Below are 18,816 nucleotides of genomic sequence, written 5' to 3'. Positions count from 1 at the left end.
CCGTTGTGGACAACCCCGTCACCCTCCCGGGTGAGGGAAATCAGCTGCCGGGCAGTTCGAGGTCGCTCTTGTTGAGCTCCTCGATGTTCACGTCCTTGAAGGTCAGCACCCGGACCTGCTTGACGAAACGCGCAGGCCGGTACATGTCCCACACCCAGGCGTCGGCCATCGTGACCTCGAAGAACACCTCCCCCTGGACCGAGTGCACCTGCATCTCGTAGTCGTTCGTGAGGTAGAACCGACGTTCTGTCTCGATCACGTACTTGAACAGCCCGACGACGTCGCGGTACTCGCGATAGAGCTTCAGCTCCATCTCGGTCTCGTACTTCTCGAGGTCCTCGGCGCTCATGGCATGTTCCCCTTCAGCCGTGCGTCCCCCTATTGTGCGCCAGGCCCCCGCGCCCCTAAACGATTTCGGGGGCCAGGACCACCGGCGCACCCGGAGGACCGTCGTCGAGCAGCGTACGGAGCAGCTCGGCGAGTCTGGTCGGGTACACCGTCTCATGGGCCGCGAGAAGTTCCTCGGAGGTCCACCACCTGGCACCGGTGACGCTGCGCCGCTCCAGCTCGGTGAGCCCGCCCATCTCGGTCCGCGTCCGGACGGTCCGGGCCAGGTAGTACCACTCGTCCTGCTCCCAGCGCCGCCCGTCGAACGGGAACGAGCAGTACCGGTGCCACAGCACCGGACCCAGTTCCACCTCGGTGATCCCGGTCTCCTCGGCGAGCTCCCGCAGCGCGGCCTGCTCCCGGGTCTCGCCGCCCTCGAGCCCGCCGCCCGGGGTGAACCACCAGTTGTCGGAGGGGTCTTCCGGCTCGAAGCCGTGCAGCAGCAGGATCCGGTCCGCGGGGTCCAGCAGGATCACCCGTGACACCTTGCGCGGACCGTGCCCGGCGGCCGCGTCAGCGGGCACCGGCCGGCTCCCGCCGCCTGCCGCGCCCCAGGACCCGTACGACGGGCCCGTACGCGGCCCCCAGCACCACCAGGGCGGCTCCGGCCAGCACCGCGGCCAGCTGGAGGCGCAGCGGCCCCGGCTGCGAGGTCCCGCCGGGCAGGGAGGCGTAGGTGCCGGGCCGCTCGAGCATCGCCATCGACGGCCAGGCGAGGGCATCGACCCGGGCGTGCACCGCCGAGCGGGCCACGGTGCCCTGGCCGGCCTCCTGGAGGTGGGCGCGGGAATCGAGCGAGGCGGACCGCCGGTCGCCCAGCAGGAAGAGGTTGCCCTCGGGCACCGTCACCTCGAACGGCGTGTCGGAGGCCACGCCCAGACCCGTGCCCGCCGCGGCCGCCTCGGGCTTGGTGTGCTCGATGTAGGGCTCGTCGAGTTCCTTGCCGTTCACGGTGAGCCGGCCGCCCTCGCCGCAGCACTTCACGGTGTCGCCGCCGATGCCGACGACCCGCTTGACCATAGGCGAGTCACTCCACATGGAATCAGTGAACACGACCACGTCGCCGCGCCGCACCTCACCGCCGTCGATCCGCTGTGCGAGCACCCGGTCGCCGGGGTTCACCGTCGGCATCATCGAGTCGGTCGGCACCGTGTACGGCTGGTAGACGAGCGCCCCCCATACGAAGGCTCCCAGGAAGAGCACAAAGCCGACGGCCACGGCGACTCCCGACAGCACATTGCCGAGACCGCCGCGGCCGTCCTTGCCACCGCGTATTCCTTCGGTACCGCTTTCCTGCGTTCCGCCCATTGCAGCGCCCCCACACTTCCGGGATCGACGACCTGGGCGGCACCCTACCTGCCGGTAGTCCCGCCGGTCAGCCTCCGCCGCCGCCACATCACGACGGGAACCGCGCCGACGAGGCCCATCGCGGCCGGGCCGAGCCCGACCGGCGCCAGACCGGCGGCCCCGAGACCCAGCGCGGTCGCCTTGGTCTGGTTCCCGATGCCCGGCTGGTCGAACGTGTCCGGGATGGGCAGCGTCGACCAGCGGGTGATCGGCCACGCCACCACCACGGCCCGCCCGACGACCTTCTCGACCGGCACGAAGCCCTGGGTGGAGTCCTGCATGTGGTAGCGGGAGTCCTGCGAGTTCTGCCGGTGGTCGCCCATCACCCAGATCTTGCCCTTGGGCACGGTGAGCGGGCCGAACGGGGCGTCGTCGCACGGGGTGTTGCCGGGGTAGATGTACGGCTCGTCCAGCGCCTTGCCGTTGACGACGACCGGTCCCCCCTTCTTGCACTCGACCGTGTCACCGCCGATGGCGATGGTCCGCTTGATCAGGTCCTTCTCGGCCGCGTCCGGCATCAGGCCGATCTTGCTGAGGATCTGCTGCGCGAAGTTGGGCTCCGGGGTGGGCTCGCCGGCCAGCCAGCTCGCGGGGTCGTGGAACACCACGACCTCGCCGCGCTCGGGCTCGGAGCCGAACCACGGGGTCAGCTTGTCCACGAGCACCCGGTCGCCGCGCTGCAGCGTGTTCTGCATCGAGTCGGACGGGATCGAGAACGCCTGCACCAGGAAGGTCTTGATCAGCAGGGCCAGCAGCAGGGCGATGCCGATGAGGAGCGGGAGCTCCTTCCAGAACGAGCGGTGCGGGCGCGCCTCGGCACCACCGTCCTCGGCCTCGCGCTCGGCTTCGTCCGGCCGCTCCTCGCCTTCGTCGCGTCCGGATCGCGCGCCTACCGCCACATCCCCCACATCCACTCCTCACTCGCAAGTCGCCGCCCGCGCCGAATCGGGCACGGGCCCTCCCCTCCCTTAACGAGCGGGAGTTCCCTAAGGCGCGGGAGACCGAGGACACACTATGCGAACGGTGGCCGACGACGGCGCCCACGGCGGCCGCGTCGCCCGCTCGGTGCCGGATCGGGCACCGTGCGGAAGGTCGCGGGCTGTTCGAGCTTGCGCCAGTGGTCGAACGGCCAGGCGATGACGACGGCCTGCCCCACGACGCCCTCCTCGTCGATGGTGCCGTCGAAGGCCTCGTCGAGGTGGTAGCGGGAGTCGGCCGAGTTCGCCCGGTGGTCACCCATGACGAAGAGCCGCCCCGGGGGCACCTGCACTTCGAACCTGATTTCGGACGGGGCGTTGCCGGGGTTCACGTACGGCTCATCGAGCGGCGCGCCGTTGACGGTGACGCGGCCCTTGGCGTCGCAGCACATGACGGTGTCGCCGCCGACCGCGATGACCCGCTTGATCAGGTCCTGTTCGTCGGCGGAGGGCAGCAGGCCGATGAAGGTCAGCGTCTCCTTGATCTGTTTGAGGCCGACCGGGTCGGGGGCCTGGCGCGCGGCCTCGCCCTTGAGCCAGCCGCCCGGATCCTTGAACACGACGACGTCGCCGCGCTGGATCTTGGAGCCGAACCACGGGGTCAGCTTGTCGACCAGCACCCGGTCCCCGATCCGGATCGTCTGCTCCATGGACCCGGACGGGATGAAGAAGGCCTGCACGAGGAAGGTCTTGAGGACGAGCGCTATGCACAGCGCCACGATGATCAGCAGCGGCACCTCGCCCACCCGGCGGGTACGCCTGCGCCGCCGGACCCGGCGGGCCAGCCGGCGCCGCTCGGCGCGGCCGCCGCCCTCCGCCGCGACGGGTCGCGCCGTGGTCCCCCGCCGCGACCCGGGCTCCCGCACCGGGCGCTCGGGCTCCGCGGCGGGCCCGGGCTCCCGCCGGGGCCCGGGCTCCCGCCGGGGCTCAGGCTCCCGCCGCGGCCCGGGGCCTCCCGGAGTCTCGGGCGCACGCCAGAATTCGGGCTTGCGCGGGGGCTGGGGCGCACGCCTGGGCTCCGGATCCGGCTCCGGTTCGGGGGCCCGGCCGTCTCTGGGGCGGCCCCGGCTACCCATGACCGCCACCGGAGGACGGCGTCGCCGTGGGAGTCGATCCCCAGCGCGAGACCGGCCAGCCGATCCAGTCGGCCCGCCCGATCACCTTCTCCACCGGCACCATCCCCCCGCCCGGCTCCCCCAGGTGGTCCCGGGAGTCCCGGGACTGGGAACGATGATCACCCATGACCCACAGGGTCCCAAGGGGTACGACGATCCGGAAGGGAACCTTCGACGGCGTGTCGCCGGGATACAGGTACGGCTCCTGCAGCAGGACGCCGTTCACCTTGATCCGCCCGCCGGCGTCGCAGCACACCACGTCGTCCCCGCCCACTCCCACCACCCGCTTCACGAAGTCGGTGTCGGACGGCTCGCCGATCCCGAGCGCGGAGGCCGCGCCGTGCAAGGCCTCGCCGATCGGGTTGCCCCCGGCGCGCTCCGCTACGAAGGATCCCGTGCCGTCGAAGACCACCACGTCCCCGCGCTCCGGCCCGTCGCCGAAACGGTACGCCAGCTTGTTCACCAGCACCCGGTCCCCGACCTGGAGCGTCGGCTCCATCGACCGGCTCGGGATCAGGAACGGCTGCACGACGAAATTGCTGATCAGCAGCAGGAAGGTCGTACAGAGCACGCCGAGCACCCCGGCCCGTCGCCAGGTCAGGAACGCGCGCCACCCGGGACGCGCACGGCGTCCCCACAACGCAAAACGCGGCCGCCCCTCCCCCGTTTCGGGGGAGGAGTGGCCGCGCTGTGTGAGCTCTGCTTCGGTGTCCATCGGTGGCGAGCCTATCCGGCCGCCCCGGGGACCCGGAGAGGAGATCAGCGGTCGCGCTTCTCCTTGATCTTCGCGGCCTTGCCGCGGAGCTCACGGAGGAAGTACAGCTTGGCGCGACGCACGTCACCGCGGGTGACGAGCTCGATCTTCTCGAAGATCGGGGAGTTCACCGGGAAGGTGCGCTCCACGCCGACGCTGAAGGAGACCTTGCGAACGGTGAAGGTCTCGGAGACGCCAGAGCCCTGGCGACGGATGACAACGCCCTTGAACTGCTGGATACGGGAGCGGTTGCCCTCGATGACGCGGACGTGCACGTTGATCGTGTCACCCGGGCGGAAGGCCGGGACGTCGGAGCGGATCGAGGCGGCGTTGACGCCATCGAGCAGGTGAGACATGTTCTTCGTCTGCTTTCTTCGCACGACGCCACAGGCCGCCGGTGCGGATTTCCGTAGAGAATTCGGGAGCCGGGTCACTCTGCGGACGACTGTCCCCCTGTGGCAGGGGCGCACGCGAGCACACAGCAGCCGCCTATTCTTCCACGACCTGCGGCCTACGCCAAAACCGGCCGTCGGCGTCCGGCCGCCAGCCCAGGATGCTCAGCGTCTCGCGGTCCTTCTTGTCGAACGCGGAGGCCTCGCAGCGCTCGATCAGGTCGGGGCGGTTCTGCGCGGTCCTGCGGAACGCCTCGTCCCGGCGCCAGCGGGCGATCTTCCCGTGGTGGCCGCTGAGCAGCACGTCGGGGATGCCCCGGCCGCGCCACTGCGGGGGCTTCGTGTAGACCGGCCCCTCCAGCAGGTTCTCCATCTCGCCGGGCGCGAAGGAGTCGTCGCGGTGCGATTCGGCGTTGCCGAGCACCCCGGGCAGCAGCCGGGCGACGGCCTCGGTGACCACCAGGACGGCGGCCTCGCCGCCCGCCAGCACGTAGTCGCCGATGGAGACCTCGTAGACCGGCATCCGCGTGGCGTACTCGTCCATGACCCGGCGGTCGATGCCCTCGTACCGGGCCGGCGTGAAGATCAGCCAGGGCCGCTCGGAGAGCTCGACGGCCAGTTCCTGGGTGAACGGGCGGCCGCTGGGCGTGGGGACGACCATGACCGGCCCGCGCGCACCGGACTCGTATCCGTCGGCCAGCGCCTCGTCGAGGGCCTCGCCCCACGGCTCGGTCTTCATGACCATGCCGGGACCGCCGCCGTACGGGGTGTCGTCGACCGTGTTGTGCCGGTCGTACGTCCAGTCCCGCAGGTCGTGGACGTGTACGTCGAGCTGCCCGCGGGCCCTCGCCTTGCCGACGAGGGAGACGTTCAGCGGCTCCAGGTACTCGGGGAAGATCGTGACGACGTCGAGACGCATCAGGCTTCTTCCCCGGCCTCGGCACCGTTGTCACGCGTGGAGACGATCTCGGCGCGGTCGTCGATCAGCCCGGGCGGCGGGGTGATGACGCAGCGCTGCTCCTCGAGGTCGATCTCGGCGACGATCTCCTCGACGAAGGGGATCATCACCTCGGTGCCGTCGGGGCGCTCGACGATGAACAGGTCCTGCGAGGGCAGGTGGGAGATCTCGGTGATCCGGCCGATCTCGGTGCCGTCCTCCAGCACCACGTCCAGGTCCATCAGCTGGTGGTCGTAGTACTCGTCTTCTTCCTCGGGGAGCTCCGCCGGGTCCACGTCGGCGATCAGCAGGATGTTGCGCAGCCCCTCGGCGCCGGTGCGGTCCTTGACGCCGGCGAAGCGGAGCAGCAGCCTCCCGCTGTGCACGCGGCCCGTCTCGATGGTCAGCGGACCCGCCGAAGCCGGCTCGGTCCGGAGCACGGCGCCGGGGCTGAGCCGCAGTTCGGGCTCGTCCGTGCGAACCTCGACGGTGACCTCACCCTTGATGCCGTGGGCGCGGCCGATCCGCGCGACAACCAGCTCCACTGTCTCTCTCCTGTTCAGACGACGACGGGCCGGGGTGGGCACGAATGCCCTCCCCGGCCCGTGCCGGTGATTCACGTTCTCAATGAACCAAGTCTCAGCGGACCTGGTCCACGTCGACGAGGTCGACGCGGATCCCCCGGCCGCCGATGGCGCCCACGACGGTACGCAGGGCACGCGCGGTGCGGCCGTTGCGGCCGATCACCTTCCCGAGGTCGTCCGGGTGAACCCGGACCTCGAGCACCTGCCCGCGACGCAGGTTGCGCGAGGCGACCTGCACTTCGTCGGGGTTGTCCACAATGCCCTTTACGAGGTGCTCAAGAGCCTCCTCGAGCATGCTCAGGCCTCGGTCGACTCGGCGGCGGCCTCAGCCTCGTCCGCCTTCTTGTCGGCCTTCTTCGCCTTCTGCGTGATGGCCTCGCCCTTGGTCTCGCCGATGCCCTCGAGGGCCTTGGCGAACTCGTCGAAGGAGCGACGCTTGCTCTCCTTCGTCTCCGGCTGCAGCAGCGGCGCGGGGGCCGGGAGGCCCTTGTGCGCCTGCCAGTCACCGGTCAGCTTCAGGATGGCGAGCACAGCCTCGGTGGGCTGGGCGCCGACCGACAGCCAGTACTGCGCACGCTCGGCGTTGACCTCGATGCGCGACGGGTTGTACGTCGGGTGGTACAGACCGATCTCCTCGATCGCACGACCATCGCGGCGGGTGCGCGAGTCGGCGACGACGATGCGGTAGTGCGGCTGGCGAATCTTGCCGAGGCGCTTGAGCTTGATCTTGACTGCCACTGGAGTGGTGTCTCCTGAACTTGACGTGGTTGGGCACATGAGATGCCACGTGGGGTTGCGGTACTCGGGTGCCCGATGGACGCGTCAGCCGGAGGAGAGAGGGGTCCTATGCGACTGTCGAGTACAGCTAGCCATTGTGCCACATGCCTGCGGCGCTTCTCGCGGGGAGCGGCGATCAGGGGTGCGCGGACGCGCACCACCGGAGCCGCCCCCGCCCTGCAGAAGCCCGCACAGGCATCCCGCCCGTCCGGCGGCCCCCGTACGCCCTGGGGGGCCGCGGACTCAGGAGGCGGCGGCCGAGACGGCGACCTCGGGGATGCGGAACGGCTTCATGCAGCCGCCGCACACGATCGGCGCCTGGGCCAGCACGGAGGGGACCACCCGCACGTTGCGCCCGCAGTCGCAGACCGCCTTGACGCGGACACCGCCACCCGAGGAGCCGTGCCGGGCGGCCGGCCCGCGGAAACTGCGCTTGGTGTCGGCGGCCGTCGCGGCCGTGTGCGCCTTCAGCGCGCGCTGCAGCCGCTCGATGGTGGGGCGGTAGCGCTTCTTCGCCTCGGGAGTGAGCGAGACCAGCGAGAAGCCGCTGCTGGCATGCGGCTCGTCGGAATGGTCCAGCCCCATCTCCTCGGCGATCGCGAGGAATCTGCGGTTGTGGTAGCGGCCTGCCCGCGAGGTGTCGCGCACTCCGCGGGCGGCGGCGATGCCGTGGACTGCCTCGTGCAGCAGTCGCTCGAAGGAGAGTTCGGCGCCGCAGGCGGACGAGGACTCTCCGATCAGGGACTCGGGCGCGGCAAGGTCAGGCAGCTCGGGGTGGTACCGCTGAATGTCGGCCCACGCCTGCGCCAGCTCTGCGGCGAGAACAGGTGGTGTCGTGCTCACGTCGTGACAACGAGCCGGAGTGCCCCGGTGTTCCGATTCCGGGCCATTCCAAATTTTTTGCACGTACCAGTCAGTTCAGTCTCATGCGTCCCGACGAGGACGGGTGCGCCGATCCCAGGAGGAGTCGGTACGTAACGACGACCAGAGCGACACGAACCCGCCCCGGCGCGCGGCTCGTGCCGTGCGCCGGGGCGGGTCGGTGTTCAGTCAGGGGCGGTCAGTACGAGCGCGCGACGATGGCGAGCGTACCGGGGGCGTCGTCCGCCTCCGGAACCGACCCGTCCGCGGCGATCAGGCAGCGTACGGAGACGGCCTGCTCGCCCAGCTTGGCCTCGCCCTCGGGGCCGAGGTCGGCCCACGGGATCCGCGCCCAGCCGCCGGCGATGGCGGCCTCGGCGGCCTCCTCGATGGTGGAGACGTCGGTGGTGCGGGCCAGGCGGCGCTCGCGGGACTCGCGCAGCAGCTGCGCCTGGTCCTCTTCGAGCACCTTGGGCAGCAGGTCGGCGAGCGCGTCGATCTGCACGGGCTCCTTGCCGCCGGGGATCCGGCGGGCCAGCATCGCGGTGCCGGCCTCCAGGTCGCGGGGGCCGATCTCCACGCGGACCGGTACGCCCTTGAGCTCCCAGTCCACGGCGCGGCGGCCGAAGGGGGTGTCGACGCGGTCGTCGACGTGCACGCGGATGCCGGCGGCCTTCAGCTGCGCGCCGAGCTCGCGGACCTTCGCGACGGCCTCGTCGCCCTTGATCGCCATGACGACGACCTGGACGTGCGCGAGGCGCGGCGGGACGCGCAGGCCGTTGTCGTCGCCGTGGGACATGATCAGACCGCCGACCATGCGGGTCGAGACGCCCCACGAGGTCTGCCAGACGAGCTCCTGCTTGCCTTCCTTCGACAGGTACTGCGTGTTGAAGGCCTTGGCGAAGTTGGTGCCGAGCTCGTGGCTCGTGCCCAGCTGCAGGGCCTTGCCGTCGCCCATCATGCCCTCGAGGGTGAGGGTGTTGATGGCGCCGGCGAAGCGCTCCTTGGCGGTCTTGCGGCCGAGCACGACGTCGATGCCGAGCACGTTCGTCATGAAGTCGCCGTACACGTCCGTGTGGATGCGGGCGGCGTAGTCGCGGGCGTCCTCGTACGTGGCGTGGGCCGTGTGGCCCTCCTGCCAGAGGAACTCACTCGTACGGAGGAAGACGCGCGGGCGCATCTCCCAGCGGACGACGTTGGCCCACTGGTTGATCAGCAGGGGCAGGTCGCGGTAGCTCTGGACCCACTTGGAGAAGTAGTCGTTGATGATCGTCTCGGAGGTGGGCCGGACCACGACCGGCTCGTCCAGCTCCTTGCCGCCGCCGTGCGTGACGACCGCGAGCTCGGGGGCGAAGCCCTCGACGTGCTCGGCTTCGCGGGTCAGGTACGACTGCGGGATGAACAGCGGGAAGTACGCGTTCTGGGCGCCCGCGTCCTTGATGCGCGCGTCCATCTCCTGCTGCATCCGCTCCCACAGCCCGTAGCCGTACGGTCGGATGACCATGGTGCCGCGTACCGGACCGTTGTCGGCCAGCTCGGCCTTGTTGATCAGATCCTGGTACCAGCGGGGGAAATCCTCCGCCTGGGGGGTGAGAACGGGTGCCTTTGCCATGGCGCGAATGGTACGGCGCCGGGCGCGTCGAGCGTGAATCGGGTGGCGCACTCCTCTGGACGCGGGGGCGAATGGGGAGTTCTCTGGCAACGGGGGCAAGGGGGCGACAAGGAATCAGGAGCGCTCTTTCGATGACACCGACGCCGACGGCGACGCTCGTCGCCCGGGACTGGGCGGAGATCCAGGAACGGATGCTGGTACCGCTGTACGAAGCGGTCTACGACCGGCTGGAGGTCGGGCCGGGCGACCGGCTGCTCGGCCTGGACTGCGGGTCGGGGCTGGCCCTGCTGCTGGCCGCGGGGCGGGGAGCCGTCACCACCGGGGTGGAGGCCGATCCGGCTCGCCGGGAACTGGCTCGTGAGCGGCTGCTGGAGGTGGTCCCGGCCCCGCCGGCCGCCGCGCGGCCGTACGACGTGCTGCTGGCCTTCTCGCCGTCCGGGGCGGCCCTGGCCGCGGCCCTGCCGGCCGTCCGGCGGGGCGGGGCCGTGGTGCTGGCCGACTGGGGCCCGGCGGAGCGGTGCACGGTGCCCGCGGTCCTGGGCGGCGGACCCGCGCCGCAGGATCTGGACGCGGCGGTGGCGCGGGCCGGGCTCTCGCCCGACGGATCGGGCCGGGTGTTCTGCCCCTTCGGGTACGCGGACGTGGACAGCGCGGTACGGGGGCTGCTGTCGGCGGGGCTGTACGAGTCCTCCTCGGATCCGGCGCAGGTCGAGAAGGAGCTCACGGAAGCCCTTCACCCGTACGAGCGGCCGGACGGCACCGTCTGGCTGCCGAACATCTTCCGCTACGTGATCGCCCGCGTGCCGTAGCCGCGGCCCGCAGGGCCCGCGCCGCTACTTCGACAGGCGCGGGATGCCCGCGGCCTCGTAGGCGGCCGGCTCGTCCAGGGTCTCGTTCGCCAGCAGGGCCTCGGTCAGGGCGTCGAGTTTCGGACGGTGTTCGCGCAGCAGCCGACAGGCCTCCACGTAGCACTCGTCGACGATCCGCCGCATCTCGTGGTCCACCGCGTCCAGCGTGGCGGGGGCCGCCAGGAGCCCGTACGGGCTCTGTGCGTCCGCCGGGATCGCGGTGAGGCGGCCGACGCGCTCGCTCATGCCCCAGCGGCCGACCATGCCGCGGGCGAGGTTGGTGACCTGTTCCAGGTCGTTCTCCGCGCCCGTGGTGATGACGTCGAACACGACGTGTTCGGCCGCCATGCCGCCCAGCGCGCCGATGATGCGGCCGCGGAGGTAGTCCTCCGTGTAGGAGTAGCGGTCCGCGTCGGGGGTGGAGAGGGTGACGCCGAGCGCCCGGCCGCGCGGCACGATCGTGATCTTGCGGACCGGGTCGGCGCCCGGCTGGAGCATGCCCAGCAGGGCGTGACCGCTCTCGTGGTAGGCCGTACGGCGGCGCTCCTCCTCCGGCATGACCAGCGCACGCGCCGCGCCGAGCTGGACCTTCTCGAGGGCGTCCATGAAGTCCGCCTGGGTGACCTGGCCCTGCTTGCGCTTCACCGCGAGGAGGGCGGCTTCGTTGGCCAGGTTGGCGAGGTCCGCGCCCGTCATGCCCGGGGTGGTGCGGGCCACCCGGTCGAGGTCCACGTCGGCGGCCAGGGGGATGTCCCGGGTATGGATCCGCAGGATGGCCTCGCGGCCGGCCCGGTCGGGCGGGGAGACCGACACGGTGCGGTCGAAGCGGCCGGGGCGGGTGAGCGCGGGGTCCAGGACGTCGGGCCGGTTGGTGGCGGCGAGGACGACGACTCCCTCCGAGCCGGAGAAGCCGTCCATCTCGGTCAGGATCTGGTTCAGGGTCTGTTCGCGCTCGTCGTGGCCGCCCATGGCGGCGCCGCCGCCGCGGGCCCGGCCGATGGTGTCGATCTCGTCGATGAAGACGATCGAGGGGGCCACCTTGCGCGCCTCGGAGAAGAGTTCGCGGACCCGGGAGGCGCCCACGCCGACGATCATCTCGATGAACTCGGAGGCGGAGGCGGAGAAGAACGGCACTCCGGCCTCGCCCGCCACCGCCCGCGCCAGCAGGGTCTTGCCCGTGCCGGGCGGTCCGGCCAGCAGGACCCCGCCGGGCATCCGGGCGCCGAGGGCCCGGTACTGCTGCGGGTTCTTGAGGAAGTCCACGACGTCGTTGAGCTCGCCCTTGACCTCGTCGATGCCGGCCACGTCGGCGAACGTGGTGCGCCTGCCGCCCTCCAGCTCCACGGGCTTGGGCGGCTGCTTGCGGCCCAGCGCGCCGACGCCGCCCATGGCCGAGCCCATGCGGCGGGCGATGAACACCCACAGGAGGACCAGCAGCAGCATCGGCGCCAGCGAGATCAGCAGATTGGCCAGGAAGCTGCGCTGCACGACGACCGGTGAGGCCGTGACGACCACGTTGTGCCGGGTGAGGTTCGCCCACAGCTGGTCGTCGGCGAAGGCCGGGCGCTGGGTGACGAACTTCGTGTAGTCGCCCTTGCCGCCGTCGGGCAGCGGCTGCTTGTTCTTCAGCTCGCCCTGGATGGCGTCGCCCTTGGAGTAGATCTTCGAGACGTTGCCGTCGGCGACCTGCTTGCTGAACTCCGTGTACGAGACGGTCGGCTCGTCGCCCTCGTTGAAGAAGGACAGGACCACGTTGGTGATCAGGAAGACGATCAGGGCGGCGAGGATCAGCCCGCGCCAGCCCCCGGGCATCTTCCTCTTGGGCGGCGGTGCGGGCGGCGCGCCCTCGGAGCGCCAGGGCGTGTCGGCGCGCTCGCGAGGCGGTACGGGGGTGGGGTTGGGCACGTGGCCTCCTTACTGCCGTCCTCGTGGCCGACCATAAGGGATATAACTCACCATTGCGCCCGCAGTGCGTACGGGGAAGGGCCCCGGCCGGATCATCCGGCCGGGGCCCTTCCCGATGCGATTGCGCCTACCGCACTGCCTACTTCATGAACTTCTTGAACTCGTCCGGGAGGTCGAAGTCCTGGCCGGGCTGGCCCGCGGCGGGAAGGCCGAACGGGCTGCCGGTGGCGGGCGGGGCGGTCTGCGGGCCCTGCTCGCGGCGGGCAGCTGCCGCCGCCTCCTCTTCCTTGCGCTTCATCGGGTTGCCGCTCTTGCGCTTGCCCTTGGCCTGCTTGATCTGCTTCTTCTGCCGGCCGGGGCCGCCGCCCATGCCCGGGATGCCCGGCATGCCCGGCATGCCGCCGCCCTGGGCCATGCGGGACATCATCTTGCGGGCCTCGAAGAAGCGCTCGACGAGGTTCTTGACGGCGCTGACCTCGACACCGGAGCCCTTGGCGATACGGGCGCGGCGCGAGCCGTTGATGATGTGCGGGTCGTGGCGCTCGGCCGGGGTCATCGACTTGATGATCGCGGCCGTGCGGTCGACGTCGCGCTCGTCGATGTTGTTGATCTGGTCCTTGATCTGGCCCATGCCGGGCAGCATGCCGAGCAGCTTGGAGATGGAGCCCATCTTCCGGACCTGCTCCATCTGGGCCAGGAAGTCGTCGAGCGTGAACTCCTTCGGCCCCTTCGCCAGCTTGGCCGCCATCTTCTCGGCCTCGGCCTGGCTGAAGGTCTTCTCGGCCTGCTCGATGAGGGTGAGCATGTCACCCATGTCGAGGATCCGGCCCGCCATGCGGTCGGGGTGGAACGCGTCGAACTCGTCGAGCTTCTCGCCGTTCGAGGCGAACATGATCTGCTTGCCGGTGACGTGCGCGATGGAGAGCGCGGCACCGCCTCGGGCGTCGCCGTCGAGCTTGGAGAGCACGACGCCGTCGAAGCCGACACCGTCACGGAAGGCCTCGGCGGTGTTGACCGCGTCCTGGCCGATCATGGCGTCGACGACGAAGAGGATCTCGTCGGGGCTGACGGCGTCGCGGATGTCCGCGGCCTGCTGCATCAGCTCCGAGTCGATGCCGAGGCGGCCGGCGGTGTCGACGATGACGATGTCGTACTGCTTGGTGCGGGCGTACTCGATGGAGTCCTTGGCCACCTGCACCGGGTCGCCGATGCCGTTGCCGGGGGCGGGCGCGTAGACCGCGACACCGGCGCGCTCGGCGACGACGCTGAGCTGGTTGACGGCGTTGGGGCGCTGGAGGTCGCAGGCGACGAGCAGCGGGGAGTGGCCCTGGCCCTTGAGCCAGAGGCCGAGCTTTCCGGCGAGGGTGGTCTTACCGGCACCCTGGAGACCGGCGAGCATGATCACGGTGGGCGCGGTCTTGGCGAAGCGCAGGCGCCGGGTCTCGCCGCCGAGGATCGAGACGAGCTCGTCGTTGACGATCTTGAGGACCTGCTGGCCCGGGTTCAGGGCCTTGGAGACCTCTTCGCCGCGGGCCCGCTCCTTGACGTTCGCGATGAAGGAGCGGACGACGGGGAGGGCGACGTCGGCCTCGAGGAGGGCGATACGGATTTCCCGCGCCGCAGCGTCGATGTCCTGCTCGGAGAGGCGGCCCTTGCCCCGGAGGGACTTGAAGGTCGCGCTGAGGCGGTCGGAAAGCGTATCGAACACGGTGGTCGCGATTCCTCGGGTCGGGGGCGTGTGGTCGCCCCCCAGGGTATCGGGCCCTCCCCCTGTCCGGGGACCCGCCCGTTGAGCTCGGGAAACGGAGAAGGCCGGCAGGGAGCAGGCCCGCGCAGCGGGACCTGCTCCCCCGGGTCATCGGAGGCCCGCCTCCAGGGCGGAAGCCAGGGCGGTCGCGGCGGGCTGCGGCAGCGGTTTGCCGTCGGCGTCGACCACGTACAGGGAGTCCACCGCGTTGGCGCCGAGGGTGGAGACGTGCGCGCTGCGGACGCGGACCCCGGAGGATTCCAGCGCGCGCCCGATCCGGTGCAGCAGGCCCACCGCGTCCGGGGCCCGGACCTCCAGGACCGTGGCCAGGGAGGAGACGTCCGGGACCACCGTCACCCGCGGGGGCGGCGGGACCACCCCGCGCCGCCGCGGGTACGCCGCCTCGCGGTCCGCCAGCTTCGCCGGGACGTCCAGCGAGCCGTCCAGTGCCCGGATCAGGTCCGTACGGAGCCGGGCCGCCTCCGGCAGGGCCCCGTACTCCGCCGCCACACGCCAGCGCAGTACGAGCACCTCGCCCAGCTGGTCCGGCAGCTCCAGCGAGCGCAGGTCCGCGGCGCGGACGGTGAGCCGGTGCAGCGCCAGCACCCCGGCGACCGCCGGGAGGACCCCCGGCTGGTCCGGGACCGCCACGACCAGCTCGACCCCGACCGCGTCGTCCTCCTCCTGGCGCGCGTGCAGGGCCAGCACCGGCTCCCGGGTGCGCAGCGCCTCCACCGCGAGGCGTTCCTGCTCCGTCGTCGGGATGGCCAGCTCCGCCGCGACGGGCGCAGCGCCGCGCAGGACCGAGGCGACCCGCGCCACGAGGTCCGCCACCAGCGAGCCCCGCCACGTGCTCCACGCCGCGGGCCCGGTGGCCAGGGCGTCCGCCTCGGTCAGTGCATGCAGGACCTCCAGCGTGCCGAGCGATCCCACGGCCTCCGCGACCGACCGGACCGTCGCCGGGTCGTCCAGGTCGCGCCGCGTCGCGGTGTCGATGAGCAGCAGGTGGTGCCGTACGAGCACCCCCAGCACGGCGGCGTCGTCCGCGTCGAAGCCCACCCGTACGGCCACGTCGCGGGCGATCGTCTCGCCCGCGACCGAGTGGTCCCCCGGCCAGCCCTTGCCGATGTCGTGCAGCAGGGCGGCCATCAGCAGCAGGTCGGGGCGGCTCACCCGGCGGGTCAGGGCCGAGGCGCGCACCGCCGTCTCGACCAGGTGCCGGTCCACCGTCCAGGTGTGCACGGGGTTGCGCTGCGGACGGCACCGCACCCGTTCCCAGTCGGGCAGCAGCCGGGTGATCAGGCCCTCGGCCTCCAGGGCCTCCCAGACCGCCACCGTCGGCTCCCCCGCCCCCAGCAGGGTCAGCAGCTGCTCCCGCGCCTCCGCGGGCCACGGCACGGGCAGCGGCTTCGCCTGCGCCGCGAGCCGGCGTACGGCGTGCAGCGACACCGGCAGTCCCGACTGCGCGGCCGCGGCTGCGAACCGCAGCGCCAGCACCGGGTCCCGGTCGGGCCGGGCCGCCAGGGCCAGCACGGCCTCACCGTCGGACTCCACGACCCCCTCGGCGAGCGGCGCGCGCTCGGCCGCCGCGGCCGCCCGCGTCCCCAGCAGCCCGCGCAGCCTCGGCCGGGCCGCCCGGGCCCGCAGGACCCGCCCGACCTCGCGCCAGGTCACGTCGCCCGCGTACGCGACGACCCGCGCGGCCTCGTACACCTCGCGCAGCAGCGCGTCCGCGTCGAGCAGGCCCAGCTGGGCGGCGACCTGGTCCTGTTCCTGGAGGGCGAGCCGGTCGGTCGCCCGGCCCGTCACCAGGTGCAGGGCGTCCCGCGCGTCCAGCAGCCGCCGCCGGGCCTCGGCCAGCCCCTCGCGCGGGGCGTCGGCCAGCCAGGACGCGGCGACCGCCCGCAGTGCGGTGACGTCACGGAGCCCGCCGCGGGCCTCCTTGAGGTCGGGTTCCAGCAGGAAGCGGAGCTCCCCGGCCCGCTCGGCCCGCTCCCGGCACAGCGAGTGCAGCTGCGGGAGCCGTTTGGCGGCCTGGTTGCGCCAGTCGGCCAGTACCGAGGTGCGCAGCCCCGCGAGCAGGCCCGCGTCGCCCGCGACGGGCCGCGCGTCCAGCAGGCCCAAGTGCACCTTGAGGTCCTCGGCGGCGGTCCTGCGGGCCTCGGCCGGGGTCCGCACGGAGTGGTCGAGGGCCACGCCCAGGTCCCACACGGGGTACCAGATGCGGTCGGCCAGAGCGCCGAGGGCCCGCGGCTCCGCCTTGCCGTCGTGGAGCAGCAGCAGGTCGAGGTCGCTGCGCGGGGAGAGTTCGGCGCGCCCGTAGCCGCCGACGGCGACGAGGGTGGCGCCCCGCACCCCGGTCTCCCGCTGGGCCGTGGTGAACAGGGCGTTCAGCCAGTCGTCGGTCAGCCCGGCCAGCGCGGAACGCCGCGAAGGCCCGGACCGCGACTCCTCCTGGAGGAGTCGCAGCCGGGCCGCGGCGTACCCGCTGGGTCCCGAGCCGGACGGTTCGCCGGAATCACCCGTCGTGGTCTGCTCGACGCTCGTCACCCAGGAGCTCCCGTCGCCTAGAGCGCTTCAGCGCCGCGCTCGCCGGTGCGGACCCGGATGACCGAGTCCACCGGGACGCTCCACACCTTGCCGTCACCGATCTTGCCGGTGCGGGCGCTCTTGACGAGGACCTCCATCACCGATTCGGCGTCGTCGTCGTCGACGACCACCTCGATACGGATCTTCGGTACGAGGTCCACGGTGTACTCGGCGCCGCGGTAGACCTCGGTGTGGCCGCGCTGGCGGCCGTAGCCGCTGGCCTCGGAGACGGTGAGCCCCTGGACCCCGAAGCGCTGGAGGGCGTCCTTGATCTCGTCCAGCCGGTGCGGCTTGACGATCGCGGTGATCAGCTTCATGCGTCAACCTTCTTGCTCGCGGCGGCAACGGGGACGGGTGCGGCGGTGCTCCGGGAGGAGGCGCCGCCGCCGGCTCCGCTGAAGTCGTAGGCGGTCTCGGCGTGCTCGACCTGGTCGATGCCGGAGACCTCGTCGTCCTCGGTGACCCGCATCCCGATCGTCTTGTCGAGGAGGAAGGCGAGGACCGCGGACACGACGAGAGAGTAGGCGAGGACGGCGAAGACCCCGATGGCCTGCTTGCCGAGCTGCTCCAGGCCGCCGCCGTAGAAGAGGCCGGCCACGTCGGACTGGACCCCGCCGGTGGCGAAGAAGCCCACCAGCAGCGAGCCGATCACACCGCCGACGAGGTGGACGCCGACCACGTCGAGGGAGTCGTCGAAGCCGAACTTGTACTTGAGGCCGACGGCCATGGCGCAGACGACACCGGCGATGGCGCCGATGGCGATCGCGCCGAGCGGGGAGCAGGAGCCGCCGGAGGGGGTGATGGCGACGAGGCCCGCGACCGCGCCGGAGGCGGCGCCGAGGGTGGTGAAGGAGCCGTGGCGCAGCTTCTCGTAGCCGAGCCAGGCGAGCATGGCGGCGGCGGTGGCGACCTGCGTGTTGACGAACATGACCGCGCCCACGCCGTCGTCGTTGCCGAGCCAGGAGCCGGCGTTGAAGCCGAACCAGCCGAACCACAGCAGACCGGCGCCGAGCATCACGAGCGGGAGGCTGTGCGGGCGCATCGGGTCCTTCTTGAAGCCGACGCGCTTGCCGATGACCAGGATGACGCCGAGGGCCGCGGCGCCGGCGTTGATGTGGACGGCGGTACCGCCCGCGAAGTCGATGACGCCGAGCTCGAAGAGCCAGCCGCCGGCGCCCCAGACCCAGTGGGCGACGGGGAAGTAGACGACGGTGACCCACAGGGCGGTGAACAGGGCCCAGGCGCTGAACTTCACGCGGTCGGCCAGGGCGCCGCTGATCAGGGCGGGGGTGATGACGGCGAACATCAGCTGGAAGACGGCGAAGACGTAGACCGGGATGGTGTACCCGTCCCACAGCTCGGTGATGCCGATGCCGCTGAGGCCGACGTAGTCGGAGGACCAGCCGATGATGCTGCCGGAGTCCGCGCCGAAGGCGAGGCTGAAGCCGTAGAGGACCCAGAGGATCGTGACGATCCCGAGGCTGATGAAGCTCATCATCAGCATGTTGAGGCTGCTCTTGACGCGGACCATGCCTCCGTAGAAGAAGGCGAGTCCCGGGGTCATCAGCATGACCAGGGCGGAGCAGATGAGCATGAACCCGGTGTTCGCAGCAGACAGCGTCGGGGCGTCTGCGGCGAGGGTCGTGATGGCTGATGCCATCGGCGTCTCCTCGTCGTCGGTACGTTCGCGTGCGGGCGATCGTGAAACCTGAGCGGCGCAAGGCGTAAGGCCTGGGGGGTGGGGCCTGGGGGCTGGCCGGTTATTGACCCTGAGATTCGCGCAGGCCGGTTTCCGGCGGCGCCGCTCGGTGTTTCGCGCCGATGACGAAGGCGTCCGGGCTGTTACGGGGTGATGAACTGCGACGGACGACCGCAGCCATCAATTGAGGAACCACGACGGCGGGCAACCGCCTCCGCGAGAGCGGCGCCGGTTCAGGCGCAAAAAAGGTGACCGGCCGCGGCAGTACCCGGGGGGACCTGGCTG

Annotated in this window: 19 protein-coding genes; 1 reads left to right on the top strand and 18 read right to left on the bottom strand. The window is 71.5% G+C overall.

What is annotated here, in order from left to right; all coding sequences use genetic code 11:
• Window positions 1–40: 40 nt before the first annotated feature.
• The 13 genes from ACZ5WG_RS03935 to proS all read right to left on the bottom strand — a co-directional run bounded on the left by ACZ5WG_RS03935 (window position 41) and on the right by proS (window position 9,743).
• The gene (locus ACZ5WG_RS03935; RefSeq protein ID WP_006139554.1) at window positions 41–349 is read right to left on the bottom strand and encodes a DUF2469 domain-containing protein; all 309 of its coding nucleotides are present in this window, start codon (window positions 347–349) and stop codon (window positions 41–43) included.
• A 55-nt stretch (window positions 350–404) separates the two neighbouring features.
• On the bottom strand, window positions 405–911 hold the full coding sequence (locus tag ACZ5WG_RS03930) for an NUDIX hydrolase (protein WP_468720356.1): 507 nt from the start codon (window positions 909–911) through the stop codon (window positions 405–407).
• Window positions 901–1,695 (bottom strand): signal peptidase I, encoded by a 795-nt coding sequence (lepB, locus tag ACZ5WG_RS03925; RefSeq protein ID WP_468720354.1) that lies wholly within the window; start codon window positions 1,693–1,695, stop codon window positions 901–903. Before lepB (ACZ5WG_RS03925) ends, ACZ5WG_RS03930 begins: the two co-directional genes overlap by 11 nt.
• Before the next feature lie 44 nt (window positions 1,696–1,739).
• Complete coding sequence (gene lepB, locus ACZ5WG_RS03920) at window positions 1,740–2,642, bottom strand: signal peptidase I (protein ID WP_468720353.1); 903 nt, start codon at window positions 2,640–2,642, stop codon at window positions 1,740–1,742.
• Between the two features lie 104 nt (window positions 2,643–2,746).
• Window positions 2,747–3,577 carry a signal peptidase I gene (lepB, locus tag ACZ5WG_RS03915; RefSeq protein WP_468720351.1) on the bottom strand — a complete coding sequence of 277 codons (831 nt, stop codon included), beginning with the start codon at window positions 3,575–3,577 and terminating at the stop codon, window positions 2,747–2,749.
• Window positions 3,578–3,779: 202 nt separating this feature from the next.
• Window positions 3,780–4,541, bottom strand: coding sequence for a signal peptidase I (gene lepB, locus ACZ5WG_RS03910; protein WP_468720349.1), 762 nt, complete (start codon window positions 4,539–4,541; stop codon window positions 3,780–3,782).
• Between the two features lie 44 nt (window positions 4,542–4,585).
• The gene (gene rplS / locus ACZ5WG_RS03905; protein WP_008737520.1) at window positions 4,586–4,936 is read right to left on the bottom strand and encodes a 50S ribosomal protein L19; all 351 of its coding nucleotides are present in this window, start codon (window positions 4,934–4,936) and stop codon (window positions 4,586–4,588) included.
• Between the two features lie 133 nt (window positions 4,937–5,069).
• Window positions 5,070–5,891 carry a tRNA (guanosine(37)-N1)-methyltransferase TrmD gene (gene trmD, locus ACZ5WG_RS03900; protein WP_266636353.1) on the bottom strand — a complete coding sequence of 274 codons (822 nt, stop codon included), beginning with the start codon at window positions 5,889–5,891 and terminating at the stop codon, window positions 5,070–5,072.
• Window positions 5,891–6,454, bottom strand: coding sequence for a ribosome maturation factor RimM (rimM, locus tag ACZ5WG_RS03895; protein ID WP_468720347.1), 564 nt, complete (start codon window positions 6,452–6,454; stop codon window positions 5,891–5,893). The genes trmD and rimM overlap by 1 nt, the downstream gene beginning before the upstream one ends.
• A 94-nt stretch (window positions 6,455–6,548) precedes the next feature.
• The gene (locus ACZ5WG_RS03890) at window positions 6,549–6,788 is read right to left on the bottom strand and encodes an RNA-binding protein (RefSeq protein WP_030011889.1); all 240 of its coding nucleotides are present in this window, start codon (window positions 6,786–6,788) and stop codon (window positions 6,549–6,551) included.
• A 2-nt stretch (window positions 6,789–6,790) separates the two neighbouring features.
• Window positions 6,791–7,231, bottom strand: a complete 441-nt coding sequence (gene rpsP / locus ACZ5WG_RS03885; protein WP_030298453.1) for a 30S ribosomal protein S16 — start codon at window positions 7,229–7,231, stop codon at window positions 6,791–6,793.
• 282 nt (window positions 7,232–7,513) lie between these two features.
• Complete coding sequence (locus ACZ5WG_RS03880; RefSeq protein ID WP_468720345.1) at window positions 7,514–8,113, bottom strand: hypothetical protein; 600 nt, start codon at window positions 8,111–8,113, stop codon at window positions 7,514–7,516.
• Between the two features lie 217 nt (window positions 8,114–8,330).
• On the bottom strand, window positions 8,331–9,743 hold the full coding sequence (gene proS / locus ACZ5WG_RS03875; RefSeq protein WP_468720343.1) for a proline--tRNA ligase: 1,413 nt from the start codon (window positions 9,741–9,743) through the stop codon (window positions 8,331–8,333).
• Window positions 9,744–9,874: 131 nt separating this feature from the next.
• Here proS and ACZ5WG_RS03870 point away from each other — a divergent pair, with 131 nt between their 5' ends.
• Window positions 9,875–10,552: a class I SAM-dependent methyltransferase gene (locus ACZ5WG_RS03870; protein ID WP_468720342.1), complete on the top strand. Its 678-nt coding sequence runs from the start codon at window positions 9,875–9,877 to the stop codon at window positions 10,550–10,552.
• A gap of 24 nt (window positions 10,553–10,576) precedes the next feature.
• Here the strand turns inward: ACZ5WG_RS03870 and ftsH are convergent, their stop codons facing one another.
• From ftsH to ACZ5WG_RS03845, 5 genes are all read right to left on the bottom strand, one after another.
• On the bottom strand, window positions 10,577–12,496 hold the full coding sequence (ftsH, locus tag ACZ5WG_RS03865) for an ATP-dependent zinc metalloprotease FtsH (RefSeq protein WP_468720341.1): 1,920 nt from the start codon (window positions 12,494–12,496) through the stop codon (window positions 10,577–10,579).
• A 139-nt stretch (window positions 12,497–12,635) separates the two neighbouring features.
• Window positions 12,636–14,204 carry a signal recognition particle protein gene (gene ffh, locus ACZ5WG_RS03860; RefSeq protein ID WP_266636366.1) on the bottom strand — a complete coding sequence of 523 codons (1,569 nt, stop codon included), beginning with the start codon at window positions 14,202–14,204 and terminating at the stop codon, window positions 12,636–12,638.
• A gap of 147 nt (window positions 14,205–14,351) precedes the next feature.
• A complete protein-coding gene (locus ACZ5WG_RS03855) occupies window positions 14,352–16,793 on the bottom strand; it encodes a [protein-PII] uridylyltransferase (RefSeq protein WP_468720340.1) in 2,442 nt (813 codons plus the stop codon).
• Window positions 16,794–16,810: 17 nt separating this feature from the next.
• Complete coding sequence (locus ACZ5WG_RS03850) at window positions 16,811–17,149, bottom strand: P-II family nitrogen regulator (protein ID WP_468720339.1); 339 nt, start codon at window positions 17,147–17,149, stop codon at window positions 16,811–16,813.
• Entirely contained in the window at window positions 17,146–18,492 is a 1,347-nt protein-coding gene (locus ACZ5WG_RS03845; protein ID WP_468720338.1) for an ammonium transporter, read from the bottom strand. Before ACZ5WG_RS03845 ends, ACZ5WG_RS03850 begins: the two co-directional genes overlap by 4 nt.
• Window positions 18,493–18,816 lie beyond the last annotated feature (324 nt).

It is taken from the genome of Streptomyces sp. NPDC032745, from assembly GCF_055579465.1.
The sequence above is the reverse complement of the archived record's forward strand: the minus strand, read 5'-3'. Positions and strand labels throughout refer to the sequence as shown.

Coding starts and splice junctions, on each gene's coding strand:
- ACZ5WG_RS03935 (WP_006139554.1), bottom strand. CDS start 349: ATGAGCGCCGAGGACCTCGAGAAGTACGAGACCGAGATGGAGCTGAAG.
- lepB (WP_468720354.1), bottom strand. CDS start 1,695: ATGGGCGGAACGCAGGAAAGCGGTACCGAAGGAATACGCGGTGGCAAG.
- lepB (WP_468720349.1), bottom strand. CDS start 4,541: ATGGACACCGAAGCAGAGCTCACACAGCGCGGCCACTCCTCCCCCGAA.
- rplS (WP_008737520.1), bottom strand. CDS start 4,936: ATGTCTCACCTGCTCGATGGCGTCAACGCCGCCTCGATCCGCTCCGAC.
- trmD (WP_266636353.1), bottom strand. CDS start 5,891: ATGCGTCTCGACGTCGTCACGATCTTCCCCGAGTACCTGGAGCCGCTG.
- ACZ5WG_RS03890 (WP_030011889.1), bottom strand. CDS start 6,788: ATGCTCGAGGAGGCTCTTGAGCACCTCGTAAAGGGCATTGTGGACAAC.
- proS (WP_468720343.1), bottom strand. CDS start 9,743: ATGGCAAAGGCACCCGTTCTCACCCCCCAGGCGGAGGATTTCCCCCGC.
- ACZ5WG_RS03870 (WP_468720342.1), top strand. CDS start 9,875: ATGACACCGACGCCGACGGCGACGCTCGTCGCCCGGGACTGGGCGGAG.
- ACZ5WG_RS03850 (WP_468720339.1), bottom strand. CDS start 17,149: ATGAAGCTGATCACCGCGATCGTCAAGCCGCACCGGCTGGACGAGATC.
- ACZ5WG_RS03845 (WP_468720338.1), bottom strand. CDS start 18,492: ATGGCATCAGCCATCACGACCCTCGCCGCAGACGCCCCGACGCTGTCT.